The sequence below is a fragment of the Capnocytophaga sp. oral taxon 878 genome (assembly GCF_002999135.1).
Classification (GTDB): domain Bacteria; phylum Bacteroidota; class Bacteroidia; order Flavobacteriales; family Flavobacteriaceae; genus Capnocytophaga.
The window spans coordinates 2,614,678-2,636,190 of the sequence record NZ_CP027229.1 but is presented as its reverse complement, the minus strand read 5'-3'; the positions used below and the strand labels follow the sequence as shown (position 1 = coordinate 2,636,190).

Genomic DNA, 21,513 nt, shown 5'->3' with positions numbered 1-21,513 from the left:
AACAAAGACTAAACCCAACACAATTATTTTTCCAACCTCTTTACTAAAAAAATCTTTTTAGTTAGTAAACACAATATTATATTAAGAACAACACTCAATTCATAAGCAGTTTACAACTTTTAAACAAAACAACTTTATTACAAAAGCCTTTACTCTTTTTCAGAGTTAGGCTTTTATTGCTATATAATAAAGTAGCAAGTACTAAAAAATATATTATACTAGTTTTCATTAACACATTAATATGAAAGAATATTATGAAAAAAATATCTTTAATAATTATGGTTGTAACGACTCTCTTTACTAGTTGCAACACCAATAATGGAAAGAACCCTTTTAGCAAGTTAGGCAGCAATCTTGAAGAAAATAATGATATAATAACCTACTACAATAATGTCTTAGAAGCCTACAAAACTTATAATAACTCATACATCACCAAGGGCATTAATTACTTTGACAAAGCTGAAGAGTTTATCACAAAAAAGATAGCAGGTGTGCCTACTATCAAGCCTATCAAACCAATCCATGTAATAATAGCTCCTCATAAAAAAATAGATTCAGCTCCTAAAGGTTTCACTGATAAACAAGAATTAATACAAAACGCTTTTCAAGAAATAAGAAGAAGTGCAAATGTTATGTATGAACTAATTGACGAAATTACATTATATCTTGATGCTGAAGATTATTTTGATGATAAAGGCAAAAAATTACAAGACAACAAAGCTAAAGCAACTATACAAGTAGAACATTTTAACGCTAATGCCAAAATACTTTTTGAGGCAATGAGCCCTATTGTTCAGCAGGCAGAAGAGAACATCTTGGAAGATCATCCGCTAAAAGAACATATTATAAGTGCCAAAAAAATAATAGCACAAGTTGACAACTTTATAAGCGAAGTTGAGCTACAAGCTCAAAATGATATTATAAATCAAGAAAAATTACAATCTCTTTATAACGAATTAGAAAATCTATCATCTAAAAGTCAAAAACTTACTATAAAAGATGATAATTTTGCGAAGAAAAAAAGCAGCTTTAACTATTTCAACCAATCTATAGAGAGTTTTCTTGGGCCTGCTCGGAAACTAATGCGCAACTCCAGTAATACTAATGAGTTCTCTGAGAGAGATTACCAAGAAGTATCATCCTATTACAACCAAATAATTAACTCTTATAATACTTTTGTTGATTAAAATGAAAAAAATTATCCTTGTATTAGCAATTATGAGTACATTGCTCTTAGCTTGTAACTCTAATAGCAGTAAGAAAAAAAACACCAAAAATGAAAATGGACAGGAAGCTGCCAGTGAGCTTATCAACTTTCATAATAATACTTTAAGTTTATACAAAAATTATAACGAACACTATATTACTGAAGTAAGAGAATATCTTGATAAAGCTGAAGAGTTTGTTCTAAAAGTTAAAAACAATGAGATTGCTATAAAACCCTCTCACCCTACCTTTTTCTCTATAAGTAGTAACCAGACCTCTCTAAAAATACCATCAACATTTGGTGACAAGGTTAATGAGGTAGAAAAACAGCTCAATATTATAAAAAAAAGTGCCGAAAACACGCTTACATTTTGTGATGACCTCACAACTTATATTGACGCTGAAGATTACAAAGACGATAACGGGAGAAAACTACAAATATTGAAAAACAAAATATCAGAAGAAACTAAACTTTTCAAACTAAGCGGAGAAAATCTTTTTAGTATTATAACACCTATAGTAACTAAAGCTGAAGAAAAATTATTAGAAGAACACCCCCTTAAAGAAAATATTCTTTCAAGCAAAAAACTATTAACCCTCATTGATGATTTCACTACTGAAGTAGTTACTGAAGTTGAAAATAACATTTATGATGAAACTAAACTACAAACTCAATACAATGCTATTGAAAGCCAATTAAATATAAATAAGAATATACCTGTAAATAAAAAGGCTAATGATAAAAGAAGTAACTTTAACAATTTCAACAAAAGGGCTACCTCTTTTTTAGGTGCTGCTCGGAAACTCCTCCGTACTGCTAACAAAAACAGAGCTTTTAACAACCGTGACTATCTTGATCTGAAGAGTGAATATAGGCAACTCATCACTGCTTACAACAATTTTGTAAGATAATTAATACTAAAAATTCTCTTCACTGAAGAAGATAAATCAAAAGAATTTCTCTATAAAACACATTGATTTCCAGTCATTTAAAAAATAACCACTTTTAAAATGCAAAAAAAAATGCCAAAAATTTTGGAGATTAAAAAAAATGTTATACTTTTGCACCCTGAAAACAAAGGTACAAGCCGCCGGCATAGCTCAGTTGGCCAGAGCACGTGATTTGTAATCTCGGGGTCGTGGGTTCGAATCCCTCTGCCGGCTCAAATTAAAAGTTTATTATTTAATAGGTTTAAATGTTGATTTGGGAAGATACTCAAGCGGCCAACGAGGGCAGACTGTAAATCTGCTGGTTACACCTTCGCAGGTTCGAATCCTGCTCTTCCCACTATTATCTATTTTTTCGCGGGAGTAGCTCAGTTGGTAGAGCGTCAGCCTTCCAAGCTGAATGTCGCGAGTTCGAACCTCGTCTCCCGCTCTATATCCTAAAATAAAATTTTCTTTTTCAAAAGCTGATGTAGCTCAGGGGTAGAGCACTTCCTTGGTAAGGAAGAGGTCACGAGTTCAAATCTCGTCATCAGCTCTTTTTACCTTTGTACACACATCAAACACTCATTTATATAACTAAGATTAAAATTTATTTAAAATGGCAAAAGAAACATTTGATCGTTCAAAACCGCACTTGAATATTGGTACTATTGGACACGTGGATCACGGTAAAACAACCCTTACAGCTGCTATCACTAAAGTATTAGCAGATGCAGGTCTTTCAGAAGTTCGTAGCTTCGATTCAATCGATAACGCCCCAGAAGAAAAAGAACGTGGTATCACCATTAATACCTCACACGTAGAATATCAAACTGCAACCCGTCACTATGCACACGTTGACTGTCCTGGTCACGCTGACTATGTAAAGAATATGATTACTGGTGCTGCGCAAATGGATGGTGCTATCCTAGTTGTTGCTGCTACTGATGGTCCAATGCCTCAAACTCGTGAGCACATTCTTCTTGGTCGCCAAGTAGGTATTCCTCGTATCGTTGTTTTTATGAACAAAGTTGATATGGTAGACGACCCTGAATTGCTAGAGTTAGTTGAGCTTGAAATGCGTGAGTTATTAAGTTCTTACCAATATGATGGTGATAACACACCTATCATCCAAGGTTCAGCTCTTGGTGCTCTTAATGGAGAGAAAAAATGGGTTGATACTGTACTCGCCCTTATGGATGCAGTAGATAGCTATATAGAACTTCCTACTCGTGATGTTGATAAACCATTCCTAATGCCTATTGAGGATGTGTTCACTATCACTGGTCGTGGTACTGTAGCAACAGGTCGTATTGAGACAGGTGTAGCTAAAACAGGTGAAGCTGTTGAAATCATCGGTATGGGTGCTGAAAAATTGACTTCTACTATTACTGGGGTTGAAATGTTCCGCAAAATCCTTGACCGTGGTGAAGCTGGTGACAACGTAGGTCTACTACTTCGTGGTATTGATAAAAAAGATATTAAACGTGGTATGGTAATCTGCAAACCAGGATCTGTAACTCCACATGCTAAATTTAAAGCAGAGGTGTATATCCTTTCTAAAGAAGAAGGTGGACGTCACACTCCATTCCACAACAATTACCGTCCTCAATTCTATGTACGTACTACTGACGTTACAGGTACTATCCACCTACAAGCAGGTGTTGAAATGGTAATGCCAGGTGATAACGTAACTATCGAAGTAGAATTGTTACAACCTATCGCATTGAATGTAGGTCTTCGTTTCGCTATCCGCGAAGGTGGTCGTACTGTAGGTGCTGGTCAGGTAACTGAAATTCTTGACTAATACTAGTTCTCACACTGCAGAATTATAGTTAATTAATAGAAAAAGTTTTGAGGGGATCCTCTCAAAACTTTTTTAAAATACGGGTGTAGTTCAAGGGTAGAATAGCGGTCTCCAAAACCGTTGATGGGGGTTCGAATCCCTCCACCCGTGCATAACGAATGAAACTTTGCCAAAGTGTTACAGCTTTGGCAAAGTTTTTTTTGTTTAAAATATTTTGATTTGTATAAAAAAAGATTGTACTTTTGCGCTGTAGAATTCAAAACTGTAAACAATGAATACACCTGAAAAATTAACCCTTTTGCGCACTAAAATGCAAGAAAGCAATATTGATGCTTTTGTAGTATTCAGTGCTGACCCTCACCTTAGTGAGTATTTACCTAAAGAATGGTTAGAACGTGCTTGGCTTTCGGGCTTTACAGGCTCGGCGGGCTTTGTAGTAGTAACCAAAAACAAAGCTGGATTATGGACAGACTCTCGTTATTTTGTACAATCGGGAATAGAACTTAAAGGTTCTGGTATTGATCTTTTTAAAGATGGTGTAGAAGGCACCCCTGATTATGCCGACTGGTTAGTGTCTGAACTTTCTTCTGGAGCTACTGTAGCCCTAAACACTTTAGCTACTTCACACTTAGCTTGGGACAAACTACATACAACCCTTACAGCTCATAACATCAGCTTAGTACACAAACCTCTTATTGATAGTATCTGGACAAACCGTGAAAAAGACCCACTACATCAGATTTTTGTACACCCTGATAAATGGGCAGGGCAAACGGTGAGTGATAAACTAACTGCTATTCGTACTGCAATGGCTACTCATCACACTACACTACACCTTATTACTGCTTTGGATGATGTAGCTTGGACACTTAATCTTCGTGGTAGTGATGTGGCTTATAACCCTGTATTTTTAGGTTATATTGCACTTACTGATAAGGAAGCTACTCTTTTTGTTGATAAAGCTAAAGTAACTCCTGAAGTTGAAGCTCATCTGGCAAAAGCTAATGTAAACATCCGTCCTTATGATGATTTTTACACTTATTTAAGCTCTATAAAAGGAAACACAATACTTCTTGCCCCTAACACTAATCAGGCGATTTTTGAGGCTTTACAAAAAGAAAATAAGATTGTACAAGCACCAGCCCCTGGCAACCTAATGAAAGCTGTTAAAAACGCTACTGAATTAGAAGGTTTCCGCACTGTAATGGTACGTGATGGCGCTGCAATGGTAAAATTCCTTTATTGGCTTACTCATCAGGTGGGGAAAGAACCTATGACTGAGTATAGCATAGGCAGGAAGCTAAGAGACTTCCGTGCTAAAGGAAAGAACTTTGTAGGCGAAAGCTTTGGCAGTATTATAGGGTATGAAGGAAATGGAGCTATAGTACACTATTCGGCTCCTGAACATGGTAGCAAAGAGGTACGTGCTGAGGGTAGTATTTTGGTAGACTCGGGTGGACAATACTTGGAAGGTACTACTGATATTACTCGTACTATCCCATTAGGAAAAGTGTCGGAAGAATTTATAGATGACAGTACTTTGGTACTTAAAGGAATGATACAGCTGGCTATGGTACAATTCCCTAAAGGTACTAGAGGTGTACAACTGGATGCTTATGCCCGTATGGCTCTTTGGAAGAACCATAAGGACTATGGACATGGTACTGGACATGGAGTGGGTAGCTTTATGAATGTACATGAAGGCCCTCAGAATATTCGTAAGGACTTGAATCCGCAGGTGCTTTTGGCTGGTATGGTATGCTCGGATGAGCCTGGTGTGTACCTTGAAAATAAGTATGGTATTAGACACGAGAACCTTATTACTGTACGGGAAGTAACTACTAATGAGTTTGGTACTTTCTACGATTTTGAAACTCTTACCCTTTGTCCGTTTATGCCTTCGGGTATTAACGTATCATTATTAACAGATGAAGAACGTGAATGGCTTAATGCTTATCACAAAACTTGTGAAGAGAAAATAGGTCCGTTATTGGAAGGTGAAGTAAAAGAGTGGTTCTTGAGCTTAGTAAAACCTTTATAGTTATTTGTTTTGAGATATTGGAAACAGCCCTTAGCAAGCGCTAAGGGCTGTTTTTTTGTGCTTATTTGCAAGGGGAAAGGCTCTGTTGGCAAGATTTTTGATGCTAATTATTTATAATTCCCTTGAAAATATTCAAAATTAATATACAATGAGAAGAGTTTTTTTATTACTTACAGCAGGGGCTTTATTGGTGGCTTGTAACAAGGATGACAATCAGCCCCAGACGACTACTATTTATTTTGCTGATAAAATAGTAGAGACTACGCTGCCCGAAATGGGTACACAAACGCTAACCACTGAACATCTTTATGAGTATGCGAGCCTTCAGTATGGGCTTGTGAAAAAGCATACGGCTATTGTGAGAAGTGGAGTGATTACTGGTACTACTACTGTGGAAGAGACTTCGTACAATGGTACTTCGCCAAGTGAAACTGTTGTAACGGTGGATAATATTAAAAAAAGAGTGGTGAAGTATGACCAATATGATGGTAGGGGTAGGCTTCTGCAAAAAACAACTCTTAATGAAGGTGCGCCTAACTTGCCTATAATTGAGAAGTATGCTTACCGATATGACAATGGACTTACCTTGCAAGAACATAGTAGGGCTGAGAAAATGGCTACTGGTGAGACTGTATATAAGGTAGCGACTTACACTTATGGACAGAATGAGATTGAGGTGAAAGGTAGTGTATATACGGTTACTAATGGTAGTACAAGTAGTGCTACTGTTGTTTCGGTAGATAAATACTTGGTGGAGAGTGTGTATGGGACTTCTTTCATTCGTAAACATACGAGGACGGCTAATGGTGAGACTCGTGAATGTGTTTTTAGGTATGATGGTAGGACTAACCCTAAATTCTTGCTTTCATCGGATAGGCTGACTAAGCCTGAAGTGTTTTTGCAAAAGGATTATGCGAGGAGTAATGTGGTTAAAGAGGAGGTTACTTATCCTAATATAAGTGGTAGGGATTATACTGAGGAGACTTCGTATGAGTATTTTAAAATGGAATACCCTCTTAACGCTGTTACGAAAAGAGGTGGCAACACTGTGAAAACTAAGAGCTTTACTTATTAGAACATAATATTCTGTTTTAAAAGGCAGCTGTACGCATTAAGTGTACAGCTGCTTTTTTTTGTGGGTTACTTGGTGGGGGGAAAGTTACTATTGCCTTTGATGCTTAGCTTAGTGCTTGTTAGGTAAGAGAAAAGTGGTAAGAGGGGGAGAGAAGGAATAAGAGAGAAGGGGTAAGAGGGTGGGAGGAGAAGTGAGAATTAGTAATTGAGAAAAATAGGGAGAAAAGGGAGAAAGGGTGAGAAAAATGTAAGATTTGGAGGATTTGGTTGCGGATTTGATAAAGTAAAAGTTTGGGAATGGAAAGGCTGAAAATCAGGGAGGTAAAGTTTATCCTTCGTTTATAGTTCGTTTATCCTTCGTTATAGGTTCGTTTAAAGTAGGTAAAAGATAAGAGATAAGAGGTAAGAGGGTGGGGCGGAAAGGGCTGATTATTAGGGGAGAGGAGTTAGGAGATAGAGGATAGAGAGGGGGAAGGGAATTTTGCATTATTCGCAATTTAGGGGATAGGAGTTAGGAGATAGGGGGTAGGAGATGTGAGAGATGTTAGGAGATAGGGAGTAGGAGGTGTGAGAGGAGGCAGGAGATAGGGCGTAGGAGGTGTGAGAGGTGTTAGGAGATAGGGCGTAGGAGATATGAGAGGAGTTAGGAGATAGGGGGTAGGAAGTAGGAAAATAGGGGAAGAGGGGTGTGGGGGTGTGATTTTTTTGCTTTAATTTTGTTGTTTTGATAAAATGTATGTACCTTTGCGGCATTATAGACTGAATATGAGAGTAGAAGAATCAAAATTTAGAGAACAAGAATCACAAATATACGGAATTCGTGCCTTAATGGAGGCGCTAAGAGCGGGTAAGACTGTTGATAAGGTTTTTATACAAAAGGGCTTACGTGGGGATCTTTTTAGGGAGCTTTTGCCGCTATTGGAGGCGGGTGATGTGGCTGTATCGTACGTGCCTGTGGAGAAGCTCAATAGGCTTACGAAGAAGAACCATCAAGGGGTGGTGGCGAACTTATCGGCGGTGGATTACTACAACTTTGAGAACTTGGTTATGGAGGTTATAGAGAGTGGTAAGCGTCCGTTGTTTTTGGTTTTAGATCACTTATCGGATGTGCGGAACTTTGGTGCTATTGTGCGTACGGCTGAATGTACGGGTGTTTCGGGCATTATTATTCCGAAACGGGGGAGTGTGAGTGTTACGGCGGATGCTGTAAAGACATCGGCTGGGGCGGTATTTAGGGTTCCTATCTGCAGGGTGGAGAACCTTGTGGATGCTGTGTATTACTTGCAGGGTAGTGGCATTAGGGTAGTGGCTGCTACTGAGAAGACTAACCGCTTGGTATATGAGGAGGATTGTAGGGTGCCTATGGCTATTGTGATGGGTGCTGAAGATGTGGGGGTATCAGGCAGTGTGCTTAAAGTGGTGGATAGCAGGGCTAAGCTGCCTATGGTGGGGGATATTAGTTCATTGAATGTATCGGTGGCTTGTGGTGTATTTTTATACGAGGTATTGAGACAGAATTTGGAAGGATAGGGTGTTGTGAGATATTATAGGGAGGCTGCTGGGTGGTTATGCCGAGCAGCTTTTTTGTGTTATTTATGTATTGTTAATTGTTCATTGAAAAATTATTTGTACTTTTGCACCTTAGAATAATAGGAAAAGAAAATAACAGATGAATTTTAGTTTTTCTGAATCTCAGCTAATGGTAGCTGAAGCGGCTAGAGAGTTTGCCGAGAAATATATTCGTCCGCACGTGATGGAGTGGGATGAGGCGCAGAGGTTTCCGGTGGAGGTATTTAAGAAGGCTGGAGAGCTGGGCTTTATGGGTATTTTGGTGCCTGAGATGTATGGTGGTTCGGGGTTGAACTATCATGATTATATAGTAATTATTGATGAGATATCAAAGGTAGACCCTTCGATAGGGTTATCACTTGCTGCGCATAATTCACTTTGTACTAATCATATATTAAGTTTTGGTAATGAGGAGCAGAAGCAGCGATGGCTTCCTAAACTGGCTTCGGGAGAATGGATAGGCGCTTGGGGTATTACGGAGCATAATACGGGTTCGGACTCGGGCGGTATGGCGACTACTGCTGTGAAGGATGGAGATGAATGGGTGCTGAATGGTGCTAAGAACTTCATTACTCACGGGCTTAGCGGTGAGCTAGCTGTGGTGATTGCCAGAACAGGTGAAAAGGGCGACAAGCACGGTATTACGGCTTTTGCTGTGGAGCGTGGTGTGGCTGGTTTTAGTGCTGGAAAGAAGGAGAATAAACTTGGTATGCGTGCCAGTGAGACGGCTGAGATGATTTTTCAGGATTGTAGAATACCGGATGCTAATAGGCTTGGTGAGGTAGGAGAAGGCTTTATTCAGGCAATGAAGATATTGGATAGTGGACGTATCTCGATAGGGGCTTTGGCTTTGGGGATTGCAAGGGGGGCTTATGAGGCTTCGTTGAAATATGCTAAAGAGCGTATGCAGTTTGGCAAGCGCCTGATAGACTTGCAAGCGATAGGCTTTAAGCTGGCGGATATGGCTACGGAGATTGAGGCTTCGGAATTATTATTGCACAAGGCGGCTTACCAGAGAAACCAAGGATTACCGGTAACCCTTTCGGGGGCAATGGCTAAGATGTACAGCTCGGAAGTATGTGTGCGTGTGGCTACTGAAGCGATACAGATACACGGAGGATATGGACTTACGAAGGATTTCCCGGTGGAGAAGTTTTTCCGTGACTCTAAACTTTGCACTATAGGCGAGGGCACTACAGAGATACAAAAATTAGTGATTAGCAGACAGATAGATAGGCTGGGGTAATCATATTAAATAACTAAAGAGAGAAGAGATGTTATCAAACTCAAGCATATATGCCATTAACGCAGTGTTATATTTGGCTATCCACTCAAAAGAAAGCAGGAAGGTAGGAGTGAAAGAAGTGGCTGATGCATTGCAGATACCTTTGCCTTTTTTGGCTAAGATATTGCAATCATTGGCGCGGAAGGGTGTTATAAGCTCTAATAAGGGTCCGGGAGGAGGTTTTTGGCTTTCGGATGAAGAGAAGAAGGCGCCACTAATGACGGTGATAGAGCAGATAGGAGAGGGAGACAAATTTGTGAACTGTGCTATGGGTTTTGGAGAGTGCTCCAGTGAGAAGCCTTGCCCTATACATTCGGCAGCACAGCCTTTTAGAGACTCATTTAGAGAGGGGCTTAATAGCAAGAGTATTATGGAGTTTGCCAAATCGGTAATGGATAAAGAGGCTTTTTTGGTTAATGAAACAAGAGACTAAAGGCTAATATAGAAAGAAGAAACTTAAATAAAATAAATACAAATGGAAAATGGAAAATTCTTTACTATCTTAAGTTGGGTAGCTACTGCTACTGCTATAGGAATGTATGTATCATACATTCCGCAAATAGCTGATAACCTTGCAGGGCATAAGGGTAACCCTATACAACCGCTTGTAGCGGCGATTAACTGTGCTTTGTGGGTTACATACGGGCTGTTGAAGAAGCCAAAAAGAGATATCCCTGTGGCATTGGCGAATGCACCAGGTATTATATTTGGCCTTATAGCGTTTGCAACGGCGTTATAACGAGTTATTATATTGTACATATTACAAGAGGTTTTAAAATATGAAGAGAATAACAACTGAGGTATATGAAACTCCTGTGGTTTTGACCAATGAGGAGATAAAAACATTGATTGAGGAATTACCATTTGATGAGCATAGGTTTGTAGTATTTGCAGAAGATGGCAATGAAGGCAACTATGTGCAGACCATTTTAGAGAATGAGGAATTGGGAGAAGAGAGCCGTTATATGGTAGAAGCACGCATATATAAGACGCCTAATGACTTTACTCACTATCGTACATTTATGGAGACTGCCCAAGAGGTTATAAGTGTTTTTGAAGCCTTTGCCAAGGATATGCCTTATAACTATGCCGATTGGGAAGATGTTACAAAAGAATTTTAAAAGATTTGTTTATTAGCTATTAAGGAAAGAGAATTAATATTCGCCCCTTAAATATGCAGAACCTCTAACACCTAAAAAGAAAGAATATGTTACAGCTAAACACTATTAGAGAAGAAAAAGACCGTGTGCTTAGTGGTCTTAAGAAGCGTAACTTTAAAGAGCTAACACTGATAGACGACATTATAGCTATGGATGAAAAACGCCGTAGCACCCAGCTATCTTTAGATGAAACGCTAGCAAAACAAAACAATCTGTCAAAAGAGATAGGGAATCTTTTTAAAGCAGGTGAAACTGAAAAGGCAAATGCTTTGAAGGCAGAAACAGCTACCTTAAAAGAAGATATTAAAAACCTTACCGATACACTAAACGCTACTGTAGAAGAACTAAATGGGCTATTGTACCGAGTACCAAACATTCCTAATGAACAAGTGCCAGAAGGGATATCGGAAGCTGATAATGTAGTGGTGTTTGAGGCAGGAGAAATTCCTGATTTAGGAAAGGAAGCCCTACCCCACTGGGAGCTTGCTAAGAAATATGACCTTATTGACTTTGAATTAGGGGTAAAGCTAACGGGAGCTGGTTTCCCTGTATATAAAGGCAAAGGAGCTAAGTTACAAAGAGCTTTAATAACATACTTCCTTGACAAGAATACTGAGGCGGGATATAATGAGTTCCAAGTGCCTCACGTAGTGAATGAAGCATCGGGATATGGCACTGGACAGCTACCTGATAAAGAAGGGCAAATGTACCATATAGGCGTAGATAACTTGTATTTGATACCTACTGCTGAAGTACCTGTAACTAACATCTTTAGAGACACTTTGCTTAATGAGAGTGATTTGCCTATTTGTTGTACTGCTTATACTCCTTGCTTCCGCAGAGAGGCTGGTAGCTATGGGGCGCACGTACGTGGCTTGAACCGCTTGCACCAGTTTGACAAAGTAGAGATAGTGCGGATAGAACATCCTGACAACTCATACAAAGCTTTGGAAGGGATGATAGAACACGTAAAAGGGATATTAAACGAGCTGAAATTACCTTACCATATACTACGCTTATGCGGAGGAGATTTAGGATTTACCTCGGCAATTACATACGATTTTGAGGTATATTCAACAGCACAAGAGAAGTGGTTGGAGATAAGTTCGGTATCGAACTTTGAGACTTTCCAAGCTAACAGACTTAAACTGAGATTTAAAGATAACGAAGGAAAGAATCGGTTGGCACATACACTAAATGGAAGTTCATTGGCTTTACCACGTGTATTGGCAGGTATCTTGGAAAACTACCAAACTCCTGAGGGCATAGTAGTGCCTGAGGTATTGAGAAAATACACTGGATTTGATATTATTAATTAGCAGACTTGTTAATTAGCAAATAAAAAAATCTCACACAGTTTTCACTAATAACACGGATTGCATATTGCATAAACCGTAAAAGACGTGAAATTTGTGTGAGATTTTATATTTTAGTAAAAAACAGATTGTTAGGAAATCCTTTCGGCAACAACTGCATAATAACGTGGGGTAAAGAGGCGAAAAAATGGGCGTAAGCCAAATTTAGAGACTGGGTGTGTCCATTTTTTGCGATATAGGATACGAAAACCTGCTTTAGCAAGAAGGAAATCAAGTTGCCAGCTTTCAAACTCATGGTAATGGCAGTCACGCAGATCGGATGAATTGCGGTAGGCCTTGGCAAACCAAAGTCGTAGTGGGACTGTAATAAGCACCTTTTGAGTAGGTATATTTTGAAGAACAGCCAAAGGGTTTACCAAATGCTCAAGGATTTCAAGAGCTGTGGTAAAATCGGCTTGGAAGGCTTGAAGTGTAGGAGCTTCAAAATCTAAGTCCTGACCAGCTGTATTTAACACTGTATAACCTTCTTGTTTCATTATAGTAGAAAAAGGGTTTTCAACCCCTATATCAAGAATAGTAGCCCCTTGAGGGACAAACTCTCTTAGTATGTTTAAAGTATGTTTATAACGCTTTTTAGGAAGAGATTTATACATAATTATGCGTTTTTAGTGAGCATCAAGCCAGTTATCTCCTATACCCAAATCGGCAACAAGAGGTACAACAAGAGTGAAGGCGTTCTCCATTGCGTCTTTAATAAGAGGTTTCACAATATCAAGCTCATTTTTAGGCACATCAAACACTAACTCATCATGTACTTGAAGGAGCATACGGGTTTGGAGCTGCTGGGCTTGTAACTGTTCATAGATGTGTATCATTGCAATTTTGATAATATCTGCAGCCGAGCCTTGTATAGGGGCATTCACAGCATTGCGCTCAGCCCCTCCTCGCACTACTTGGTTATGCGAATGGATATCGGGCAAATAACGGCGGCGACCTAAGATAGTCTCTACATAGCCATATTCTCTAGCAAACTCTATCTGCTTGCTGATGTAGTTCCGTAAGTTAGGGTAAGAGGCGTAATAGGTATCTATCAGTTCTTTACTTTCTGAGCGAGAGAGATCGGTTTGAGCTGAAAGCCCAAAAGCCGACACTCCATAAATAATACCGAAGTTTACAGTTTTGGCGTGGCTGCGTTGCTCACGAGTTACCTCTTCCAAAGGAACATTGAATACCTTGGCAGCAGTGGCACGGTGAATATCCTCATTGCGGAGAAAAGATTCAATCATATTGTGTTCTTGACTTAAAGAAGCAATAATACGAAGTTCAATTTGTGAGTAGTCGGCAGAGAGGAGGACATAATCAGAATTACGAGCAATAAATACCTTACGTACTTGTTGCCCACGAGGGGTACGTATAGGTATATTCTGTAAATTAGGGTTATTACTACTTAACCTTCCAGTTGCTGCTACAGTTTGCATATAGGTAGTATGTACACGTCCAGTAATTGGATTTACTTCTAAAGGAAGGGCATCTACATAAGTAGATTTAAGTTTTTGTACTTGTCGCCATTCCAATATATCAGCTACAATTTTATGTTTAGAAGCAAAGGGTGCTAATACCTCTTCAGAAGTAGCATATTGTCCAGTTTTTGTTTTCTTAGGCTTATTATCTATTTTTAGCTTTTCAAAGAGGATATCTCCCAATTGTTTGGGTGAAGAAAGATTAAAAGTCTCACCAGCCTGTTGAGTAATAGCTGCTTCTAACTGTGCTATATCGGCATCTAAGGTCTTAGCATATTCTTTCAAGAAAGTTATATCAAGATTTATCCCCTCACGTTCCATAGCTGCTAAAACCTTAATAAGAGGTGCTTCTAAGTCAGTATAAACCTTCTGAGCATTTAGTTTAGGCAATTCTTCCTTAAAAACGTTTTTAAGTTGCCAAGTTATATCTGCATCTTCGACAGCATATTCTTTCACTTGCTCTAAAGGCACAGTGCGCATAGAGCGTTGTGCCTTACCTTTACCTATAAGGCTTTCAATAGCAATAGGAGTATAGTTTAAGTAAGTTTCACTAAGAATATCCATATTATGCCGCATATCAGGATTAAGCAGATAATGAGCAATCATAGTATCAAATAAAGCTCCTTGCACATTGATATTGTAGTTTTGTAATACTTTTATATCATATTTAAGGTTCTGCCCTACTTTAGCTATTTCTGCATTTTCAAAGAAAGGGCGAAAAGTATCTATAAGTGCTATAGCTTCTGTTTTATCTGTAGGAAATGGTACATAATATCCTTTATGGGCTGCCCAACAGAAAGATATTCCTACCAACTCTGCTTCAAGGTCATTTATACTGGTAGTTTCCGTATCAAAACACACTTCTGCCTGTTGTAATAATGCTTTTAACAACAATTGTTGTGCCATTGGGGTATCTGCTAGCTGATAAAAATGAAGGGTATTAGCACTATTATTTTTCTCTAATACCACTTGAGGTTGTGCAAAAAGGTCGCCTTGTACTGCAAACATATCTAATTGCCCATTCTTATTAACTGCTGGTATTGCCTGTATAGCTTCGGGCTTGTAAGTTTTCAGAAAGTTTTGTAATAACTGTCTAAACTCTAATTCATCAAAAATCTTAGTGACCAATTCAAAATCTGGTTCAGACATTGCAAAGGATTCTTCATCAAAGGTAACAGGCACATCAAGCATAATAGTCGCCAATTGCTTAGATAAAAGTCCTTTTTCTTTATTATTCTCAATATTTTCACGAAGCTTACCTTTAAGCTGATTGGTATTAGCAAGAAGATTTTCTATTGAACCAAAATCTGCAAGAAGCTTTTTAGCTGTCTTCTCTCCTACTCCTGGCAGCCCTGGTATGTTATCAACAGCATCTCCCATCATACCAAGAAAATCAATCACTTGTAAAGGATTTTGCACTTCAAACTTTTCTTGAACTTCTTTTACTCCCCAAATCTCCACATCATTTCCCGAACGAGCAGGCCGATACATAAAGATATTATCACTTACCAGCTGTGCATAGTCCTTATCAGGAGTTACCATATATACTTGGTAACCTTGTTGTTCAGCTTGTTTGGAAAGTGTTCCTATGATATCATCTGCTTCATATCCTTCTTTCTCAATAATAGGGATATGTAGTGCAGTAAGTATCTCGTGAATATATGGAATAGCCAAACGGATAGCTTCTGGGGTTTCTTCTCTGTTTGCCTTATAATCAGTAAAAATCTCTGTACGTGCTACACTACCTCCTTTATCAAAAGCTACTGCAAGATGATCTGGCTTTTCTTTCTTAATCACATCAAAAAGAGAGTTCACAAAGCCTAAAATAGCTGAAGTATTCATCCCTTTTGAATTAATACGAGGGTTCTTTATAAAAGCATAATAACCCCTAAAAATAAGGGCGTATGCATCAAGTAAAAAGAGTCGTTTTTTCATTTCTTGTGATTAAGTTGTTCTAATAATCTTAATTTGCTTAATACGTTTTTTATCAAATGCTTCAACAATAAACTGATAATTTCCAAAAACTATAGGTAAACCTTTTTGTGGGAAGTTGCCGGCTACCTCAAGAAGAAAACCAGCAAGTGTTTCTGCATCTCCCCTACATTCATCAAATTCTTGCTCCTCTTCATCTGTAAATTCCATAATACGGTAGAAGTCTTTCAACACTGTTTTCCCTTCAAAAAAATAAGTATGGTCATTAATTTTAGAGTATGTAACATCATCATCGTCAAACTCATCATTAATACTTCCTACTATTTCTTCTATAATATCTTCAAGGGTAATGATTCCGCAAGTACCGCCATATTCATCTACTACTACTGCCAAGTGTATCTTCTTTTCTTGAAACTCTCCCAGCAAGTCGTCCAACTTCTTATTCTCAGGCACAAAAAAAGCCTTGCGCATTACAGTTGTCCAATTAAAATCGGGTTTATCAATGTAAGGCAAAAGGTCTTTGATGTAGATAACCCCTATAATATTATCCAAATTATCATGGTACACTGGTATGCGTGAATAGCCTATACGCACTATTTCACTTAGCACTTGGGCAAAAGGTGTATCATCACTAAGGGCAAAAATATCTACACGAGGCATCATTACCTCACGGGTTTCGGTATTACCAAATGATACAATACTTTCCAAAAGCTTCTTCTCTTCATTAGTTGTATCTTCTTCCGATGCCAGTTCTAAGGCTTGCGACAGCTGTCCTACCGATATATTACTTTTCTTTTTACCCAAACGCTTCTGTATCCACACTGTAAAGCCTTTCATAGGCACACTAATAGGCGTAAAAAGCGTATCCAAGGTATAAATAGGGTAGGCTACTCTTTGGGCAAATTTCAGGTTATTCCTATTAGCGTATATTTTTGGCAATATTTCACCACATAGCAGTAGTACAAAAGTTACTACCCCTACATTCATTATCTCATAAATAATAGGATTTTCAATACCTCTGAAAAGAAATTCTCCTAAATCCACAAAAAGAAGAACTATTGAGATATTTACCAAGTTATTCGCTATAAGCACTGTAGCCAATAGCTTTTTAGGATTTTCAACCAACTTCACTAGTAGGTTGCTTGTCGCACTATTCTCTTCCTTAAGCTCGTCTATATCTGTAGGTGAAAGTGAAAAAAGAGCCACTTCAGCTCCCGATATGAGTGCCGAGCACAACAATAAAAAAAAGAAAATTGCAAATTGAATAATGATACCCGCATTTACTGCCAGAAATGACATAAATAGGGGCACCGAGACAGGTTCTGTTTCCAAAGTACAAATTGTTAGATATTAAAAAGGAAGCCCATCTTCTGGCTTATCTGCCACCAAAGGTTCTTCTCCTCCTTCTGTCTTAGCAGTTCGTGTATTAGGCAAAAGGTTAAAGTCAGTTATAAATACCTCTGTAATGTAGTGGGTATGACCATCATCTCCTTGCCAAGAGCGCGTTTTAAGCCTGCCTTCTAAGTAGATAAGGTCTCCTTTTTGTGTGTATTTTTCGATAATTTCTGCTTGTTTGTTACGCACTACAATGTTGTGCCATTCAGTAGTTACTACTTTCTCATTAGTACTTTTGTTTATGTACTCATCATTAGTAGCCAATGGAAACTGACCTACGCAATTCCCCTCGCTAAAGTAAGTGAGCTTAATAGCATCGCCCATTCTTCCCAATAGCGTTACTCTGTTCAAATTTCCGCTCATTGTTTTAAGTATTTAGAGGTTATAAAACACAACAAAAGTACAACATTTTTTATAACTGCCAAAAGTCTGTAATAAATTTTGCAGTAAGTGCCGATACTGGATAAGCCACCACATCACTTATAAGCACCGCATTATCAGGTAGTTCAGGAGTCATAATCACCCAAAAAGAAGTATAAATATGTTGGTGAGTGAGTTTGTGTATCACAGGACTTTGGTTGTACAAAACGGGTTCCCAATGGGAGCCCTCAGCAGCCAAAAAAGCACTAAGTTCTACCCCCGATAAAGGGCTCTCACTTTCTATCAATGGGAACTCATAAAGCCCATGCCATATATCTTTCCCTTCTCGCTTTTGCAGGAGCGTTTTTTTATCTGCACTAATCCACACAAGGTAGTTAAAATAGCGCTTCTTAACGCTTATTTTCTTAAGTTTTACAGGTAGAGTGCCTACTTCTTGGTGTTGGTACGCCCAGCAGTGAGACTGAAAAATACAATCACTACAACCAGCTGCCTGCGGAGTGCACACAAGCGCACCAAATTCCATCAAGGCTTGGTTGTAAGTTCCTGGTTCTTTTGTGTCAAGTAGTTGGTAAGCCAAGCTCCTAAAAGCCTTTGCTCCCTCAGTGCTGTTTATAGGCGTACTAATGCCAAATAACCGCGATAGCACACGGTACACATTCCCATCTACCACTGCACAAGGTTCATTATAGCAAAAAGAAGCAATGGCACTGGCTGTATAATCGCCAATGCCTTTCAGTTTGATAAGTTCTTTATATGTTTTAGGAAATTCTCCTCCCAGTTCTGTAGCTATATACTCGGCAGTTTTATGCAAGTTTTTAGCCCGTGAGTAGTAACCTAAGCCCTGCCATAGTTTCATCACCTGTTCTTCTGGCGCTTGGGCTAAGGCTATAACAGTAGGAAAGTGTGTTATGAATCGTTCATAGTAAGGCAATCCTTGTACTACCCGCGTTTGTTGCAAGATAATTTCAGAAAGCCATACCTTATAAGGGTCAGCAGTACCACGCCAAGGCAGTATCCGCTGTGCAGTACTGTACCAAGTTACTAATTTGTGAATAAGCCAATCTGCCAATGTGCTATATTTCGCTATTTTACCTACCTGCTTATTTAGTTGTTATACAACTACAGCAGTACCACTGGCGGTAACCATTAGCATCCCACCATTGCTCCCTAAGGTCTCGTAATCAAGGTCTATACCTACTATAGCGTTAGCTCCACGCTCCAAGGCGCGTTGCTGTAACTCCGCAAGTGCTGTTTCTTTTGCTTCAATAAGCACTCGCTCATAAGTTGTAGATCGTCCTCCAAAAAAGTCCGTTAGTCCCGCCATAAAATCTTTAATAGCATTCGCCCCAATGATAGTCTCACCAGTAACTATGCCTAAATATTGTTTTATAGGGTGCCCTTCCAGCGTAGGTGTTGTAGTCAATATCATAACTTCTTCTCTTTAATCAGTGCTTTTATTGTTTATCTTTTTCCCCTTCTTTCTTCTCTTCTTCTGGCTGCTTAGTAGCATCTTTAAACTCCCTAATGCCATTACCCAAACCTCGCATTAATTCAGGTATCTTCTTTCCTCCAAAAAGCAATAATATAAGGGCTACAATAATAACTGCTTGCCACGGACCTACTATGCCCAAAAATATACTTAAATTCATACCTACAATATTTTAATATTCATAATTAGGTTGCAAAGATACATTCTTTTTTCTTCCTACCCTAATTTATTTTACTTTTTCTAACTTAAGTTCTTTCATCGCCTCTCCAATAGCATCCTTATGCCCTCCTCCATATACTATCACTATCTTTTTATGCGGAGCCTTAATAAGAGTTTCTTTTATATAATTATCTCTATACGTATGTGATAAGGCATATCTGTATTCTATCCAATTCTTTGGCTTCTTGCATTTATATTTAGCATTCAGCGGGGTCGAGTAGTCACACTCATCTAGCTCTATTTTACCATCATTACCTCCTACGGTAGCTACCAAAGGCAAAAGCTTATCCAGTGTCATATCAAGATTTATATCCCGAATGGTATCAATCCCCGTATTGGCTTTATTCTGTCCCACATAACGCTTATATTTAGGTATCGAACGGTTTTTCCCATCCTTATCATAAGCTCCTTTTATATGAAATCCTAATATCTTTCTCGCTTTCCTATATACAGTATCTCGTTGCGCCGCAGTAAGTGAATCGCTCATCCCTACTCCTTCATAGTAAATAGTATATCCCTCTTGTCGCTTCTGCGTAACAAAATCCTTCACTTGGTCATAATACGCCTGCCTTGAGATATGTATCATCGGAATAAAAATCACTTCTCTATCCTCTCCCCTCCAAGTCACTTTCTTATCTATAATCGGTCTGGTATTGTATAGTTTCACAAAAAGCCTATTGCACGAACTCAGCGCAAAGGCCAAAAGTAATAAGGTCAGTACTCTTTTCATAGTCGTTTCTTCTGGTTATATTTTTTCTAAAAGTTACTTGTTACTTCGTAAATTCTATGGATTTTATAATCGCCTCAAGTTCAAAAAGCACATCGCGTTTAGCCACCCCTGGGGCAAACAAAAAGCCCTCCGCTACAAGTAATCGGTTATTCGGGATATCCTCAATAATATAGTTTATATAAGGACCTCCAAGGGCAAAGTTCTTCACCTCCCATAACCCCTTGCTCTCTATGGCATTTCTACCCTTCACCTTCACATTGCTGATGCTTGGCGCCAAATAAGTTTCTGTAAGCATATACATCCCTTTCTCAGGACCCGGGATATACTTCTCACCTATCGAGTCACGCATATGCACTATCGCCTTAGCACGCTCCTCCTCATTAGTCGGGATACTATTAAGAGGCATCTCGTACAGTATAACACTCGCCTTGCCCCCTTTTATAGGCCTCTCAATCCAAAAGAAATTATTCTCGTGCTTTACTATCTTATAAAAAGAAGGCATCTCAAGCCTTACCCCAAGGGTAGCAGGCACTTCCGTCTCTGTATTAAGTGATTTCTGAAATCTATTACGCGTCTCACTAAGTTCATTTTCCTTGAAAGCATTGATAAACTTATCATGAAATTCCTCCACTTTACAAGCAATATCTCTTACCTTCTCAGCCTGCACTATAGCCACCACCTGTGGTTTAGCATACATATTCTCTTTCACTACAGCACTCTTTTTATCCCCGCGTTGTACAATAAGCACATTCCTACTATTGCGAGTATTCCCCTCAAAAACTTGCGGCGGAACTTGGTGTAATGAAAAAGTAGGCTCTTCAGTAGGCAGCCCATCAATAGGAGCGGCAAAATACCTCCGAATTGTATCTCCTACAGCACCCTCCCACAAATCATTATCAATAACCACAGCAAGGCTATTAATTGGCCCTACCGAAGCAGGCATATACTGCTCGTTAGTTTTGTTATCAGTGCAAGCCGTCACTACCGAAATAAGAGTTAAACCTATGAATAATAAGCGTTTCATAAAAAAGAAAGTTAAAAAATACATTAAATACTTATACAAAAATCACTGCGAAAATCGTGCCAATATACCCCATTTCCCCCACCAACTCCACAAAAACCCCATTCCACCCCCATTCCCCTATCTTCTACACCCTATCTCCTACCCCTCTCACACCTCCTATCTCCTCTTCTCTCCCCTATCTCCTAACTCCTACCCCCTCTTCTCTCCCCTATCTCCTATCTCCTACCCCCTAAATTGCGAATAATGCAAAATTCCCTTCCCCCTATCTATCCCCTACCTCCCAACCCCTCTTCCCTAATAATCAGCCCTTTCTGCCCCACCCTCTTATCTCTTATCTCTTATCTTTTGCCTACTTTAAACGAACCTATAACGAAGGATAAACGAACTATAAACGAAGTATAAGCCTCACCACCCTGATTATCAACCCCTTCCCGACCC

The 21,513-nt window shown here is 39.0% G+C and carries 20 protein-coding genes and 5 tRNA genes; 16 read left to right on the top strand and 9 right to left on the bottom strand.

What is annotated here, in order from left to right; translation table 11 throughout:
* Positions 1-254 precede the first annotated feature (254 nt).
* The 16 genes from C4H12_RS11955 (at position 255) to serS (ending at position 12,388) form a co-directional block, all read left to right on the top strand.
* Positions 255-1,187: a DUF3829 domain-containing protein gene (locus tag C4H12_RS11955; protein ID WP_106099116.1), complete on the top strand. Its 933-nt coding sequence runs from the start codon at positions 255-257 to the stop codon at positions 1,185-1,187.
* 1 nt (position 1,188) lies between these two features.
* Positions 1,189-2,118, top strand: a complete 930-nt coding sequence (locus C4H12_RS11950; RefSeq protein WP_106099115.1) for a DUF3829 domain-containing protein — start codon at positions 1,189-1,191, stop codon at positions 2,116-2,118.
* A gap of 178 nt (positions 2,119-2,296) precedes the next feature.
* Positions 2,297-2,370: transfer RNA gene (locus C4H12_RS11945), tRNA-Thr, on the top strand.
* Between the two features lie 42 nt (positions 2,371-2,412).
* A tRNA-Tyr gene (locus C4H12_RS11940) sits at positions 2,413-2,494 on the top strand.
* Between the two features lie 17 nt (positions 2,495-2,511).
* Positions 2,512-2,584 (top strand) — tRNA-Gly (locus C4H12_RS11935).
* A gap of 33 nt (positions 2,585-2,617) precedes the next feature.
* Positions 2,618-2,689: transfer RNA gene (locus tag C4H12_RS11930), tRNA-Thr, on the top strand.
* A 63-nt stretch (positions 2,690-2,752) separates the two neighbouring features.
* Positions 2,753-3,940, top strand: a complete 1,188-nt coding sequence (tuf, locus tag C4H12_RS11925; protein ID WP_106099114.1) for an elongation factor Tu — start codon at positions 2,753-2,755, stop codon at positions 3,938-3,940.
* A gap of 79 nt (positions 3,941-4,019) precedes the next feature.
* A tRNA-Trp gene (locus C4H12_RS11920) sits at positions 4,020-4,090 on the top strand.
* Positions 4,091-4,211: 121 nt separating this feature from the next.
* On the top strand, positions 4,212-5,981 hold the full coding sequence (locus C4H12_RS11915; RefSeq protein ID WP_106099113.1) for an aminopeptidase P family protein: 1,770 nt from the start codon (positions 4,212-4,214) through the stop codon (positions 5,979-5,981).
* Between the two features lie 148 nt (positions 5,982-6,129).
* Positions 6,130-7,056: a hypothetical protein gene (locus tag C4H12_RS11910; protein WP_106099112.1), complete on the top strand. Its 927-nt coding sequence runs from the start codon at positions 6,130-6,132 to the stop codon at positions 7,054-7,056.
* A 764-nt stretch (positions 7,057-7,820) separates the two neighbouring features.
* Positions 7,821-8,585, top strand: coding sequence for a 23S rRNA (guanosine(2251)-2'-O)-methyltransferase RlmB (gene rlmB / locus C4H12_RS11905; RefSeq protein ID WP_106099111.1), 765 nt, complete (start codon positions 7,821-7,823; stop codon positions 8,583-8,585).
* A gap of 139 nt (positions 8,586-8,724) precedes the next feature.
* On the top strand, positions 8,725-9,870 hold the full coding sequence (locus C4H12_RS11900; protein WP_106099110.1) for an acyl-CoA dehydrogenase family protein: 1,146 nt from the start codon (positions 8,725-8,727) through the stop codon (positions 9,868-9,870).
* Positions 9,871-9,898: 28 nt separating this feature from the next.
* A complete protein-coding gene (locus C4H12_RS11895) occupies positions 9,899-10,342 on the top strand; it encodes an Rrf2 family transcriptional regulator (RefSeq protein ID WP_106099109.1) in 444 nt (147 codons plus the stop codon).
* A 42-nt stretch (positions 10,343-10,384) separates the two neighbouring features.
* On the top strand, positions 10,385-10,648 hold the full coding sequence (locus C4H12_RS11890) for a SemiSWEET family transporter (RefSeq protein ID WP_106099108.1): 264 nt from the start codon (positions 10,385-10,387) through the stop codon (positions 10,646-10,648).
* Positions 10,649-10,688: 40 nt separating this feature from the next.
* Positions 10,689-11,030, top strand: a complete 342-nt coding sequence (locus C4H12_RS11885; RefSeq protein WP_106099107.1) for a hypothetical protein — start codon at positions 10,689-10,691, stop codon at positions 11,028-11,030.
* A gap of 86 nt (positions 11,031-11,116) precedes the next feature.
* A complete protein-coding gene (serS, locus tag C4H12_RS11880; protein WP_106099106.1) occupies positions 11,117-12,388 on the top strand; it encodes a serine--tRNA ligase in 1,272 nt (423 codons plus the stop codon).
* A 128-nt stretch (positions 12,389-12,516) separates the two neighbouring features.
* On the opposite strand, the gene C4H12_RS11875 is transcribed toward serS, so the two are convergent.
* From C4H12_RS11875 to C4H12_RS11835, 9 genes are all read right to left on the bottom strand, one after another.
* Positions 12,517-13,038: a methyltransferase gene (locus tag C4H12_RS11875; RefSeq protein WP_106099105.1), complete on the bottom strand. Its 522-nt coding sequence runs from the start codon at positions 13,036-13,038 to the stop codon at positions 12,517-12,519.
* Positions 13,039-13,050: 12 nt separating this feature from the next.
* The gene (gene polA, locus C4H12_RS11870) at positions 13,051-15,840 is read right to left on the bottom strand and encodes a DNA polymerase I (protein ID WP_106099104.1); all 2,790 of its coding nucleotides are present in this window, start codon (positions 15,838-15,840) and stop codon (positions 13,051-13,053) included.
* A 9-nt stretch (positions 15,841-15,849) separates the two neighbouring features.
* Positions 15,850-17,136 carry a gliding motility-associated protein GldE gene (gene gldE / locus C4H12_RS11865; RefSeq protein ID WP_106099103.1) on the bottom strand — a complete coding sequence of 429 codons (1,287 nt, stop codon included), beginning with the start codon at positions 17,134-17,136 and terminating at the stop codon, positions 15,850-15,852.
* 51 nt (positions 17,137-17,187) lie between these two features.
* A complete protein-coding gene (locus tag C4H12_RS11860) occupies positions 17,188-17,595 on the bottom strand; it encodes a single-stranded DNA-binding protein (protein ID WP_106099102.1) in 408 nt (135 codons plus the stop codon).
* 49 nt (positions 17,596-17,644) lie between these two features.
* Positions 17,645-18,682, bottom strand: coding sequence for an A/G-specific adenine glycosylase (gene mutY, locus C4H12_RS11855; RefSeq protein WP_106099101.1), 1,038 nt, complete (start codon positions 18,680-18,682; stop codon positions 17,645-17,647).
* A 42-nt stretch (positions 18,683-18,724) separates the two neighbouring features.
* A complete protein-coding gene (locus C4H12_RS11850; RefSeq protein ID WP_106099100.1) occupies positions 18,725-19,042 on the bottom strand; it encodes a YbjQ family protein in 318 nt (105 codons plus the stop codon).
* A 25-nt stretch (positions 19,043-19,067) separates the two neighbouring features.
* Positions 19,068-19,262 carry a twin-arginine translocase TatA/TatE family subunit gene (locus C4H12_RS11845; protein WP_106099099.1) on the bottom strand — a complete coding sequence of 65 codons (195 nt, stop codon included), beginning with the start codon at positions 19,260-19,262 and terminating at the stop codon, positions 19,068-19,070.
* A 66-nt stretch (positions 19,263-19,328) separates the two neighbouring features.
* Positions 19,329-20,051: a hypothetical protein gene (locus tag C4H12_RS11840; RefSeq protein ID WP_129588235.1), complete on the bottom strand. Its 723-nt coding sequence runs from the start codon at positions 20,049-20,051 to the stop codon at positions 19,329-19,331.
* A 40-nt stretch (positions 20,052-20,091) separates the two neighbouring features.
* Entirely contained in the window at positions 20,092-21,075 is a 984-nt protein-coding gene (locus tag C4H12_RS11835; RefSeq protein ID WP_106099492.1) for a DUF4837 family protein, read from the bottom strand.
* Positions 21,076-21,513 lie beyond the last annotated feature (438 nt).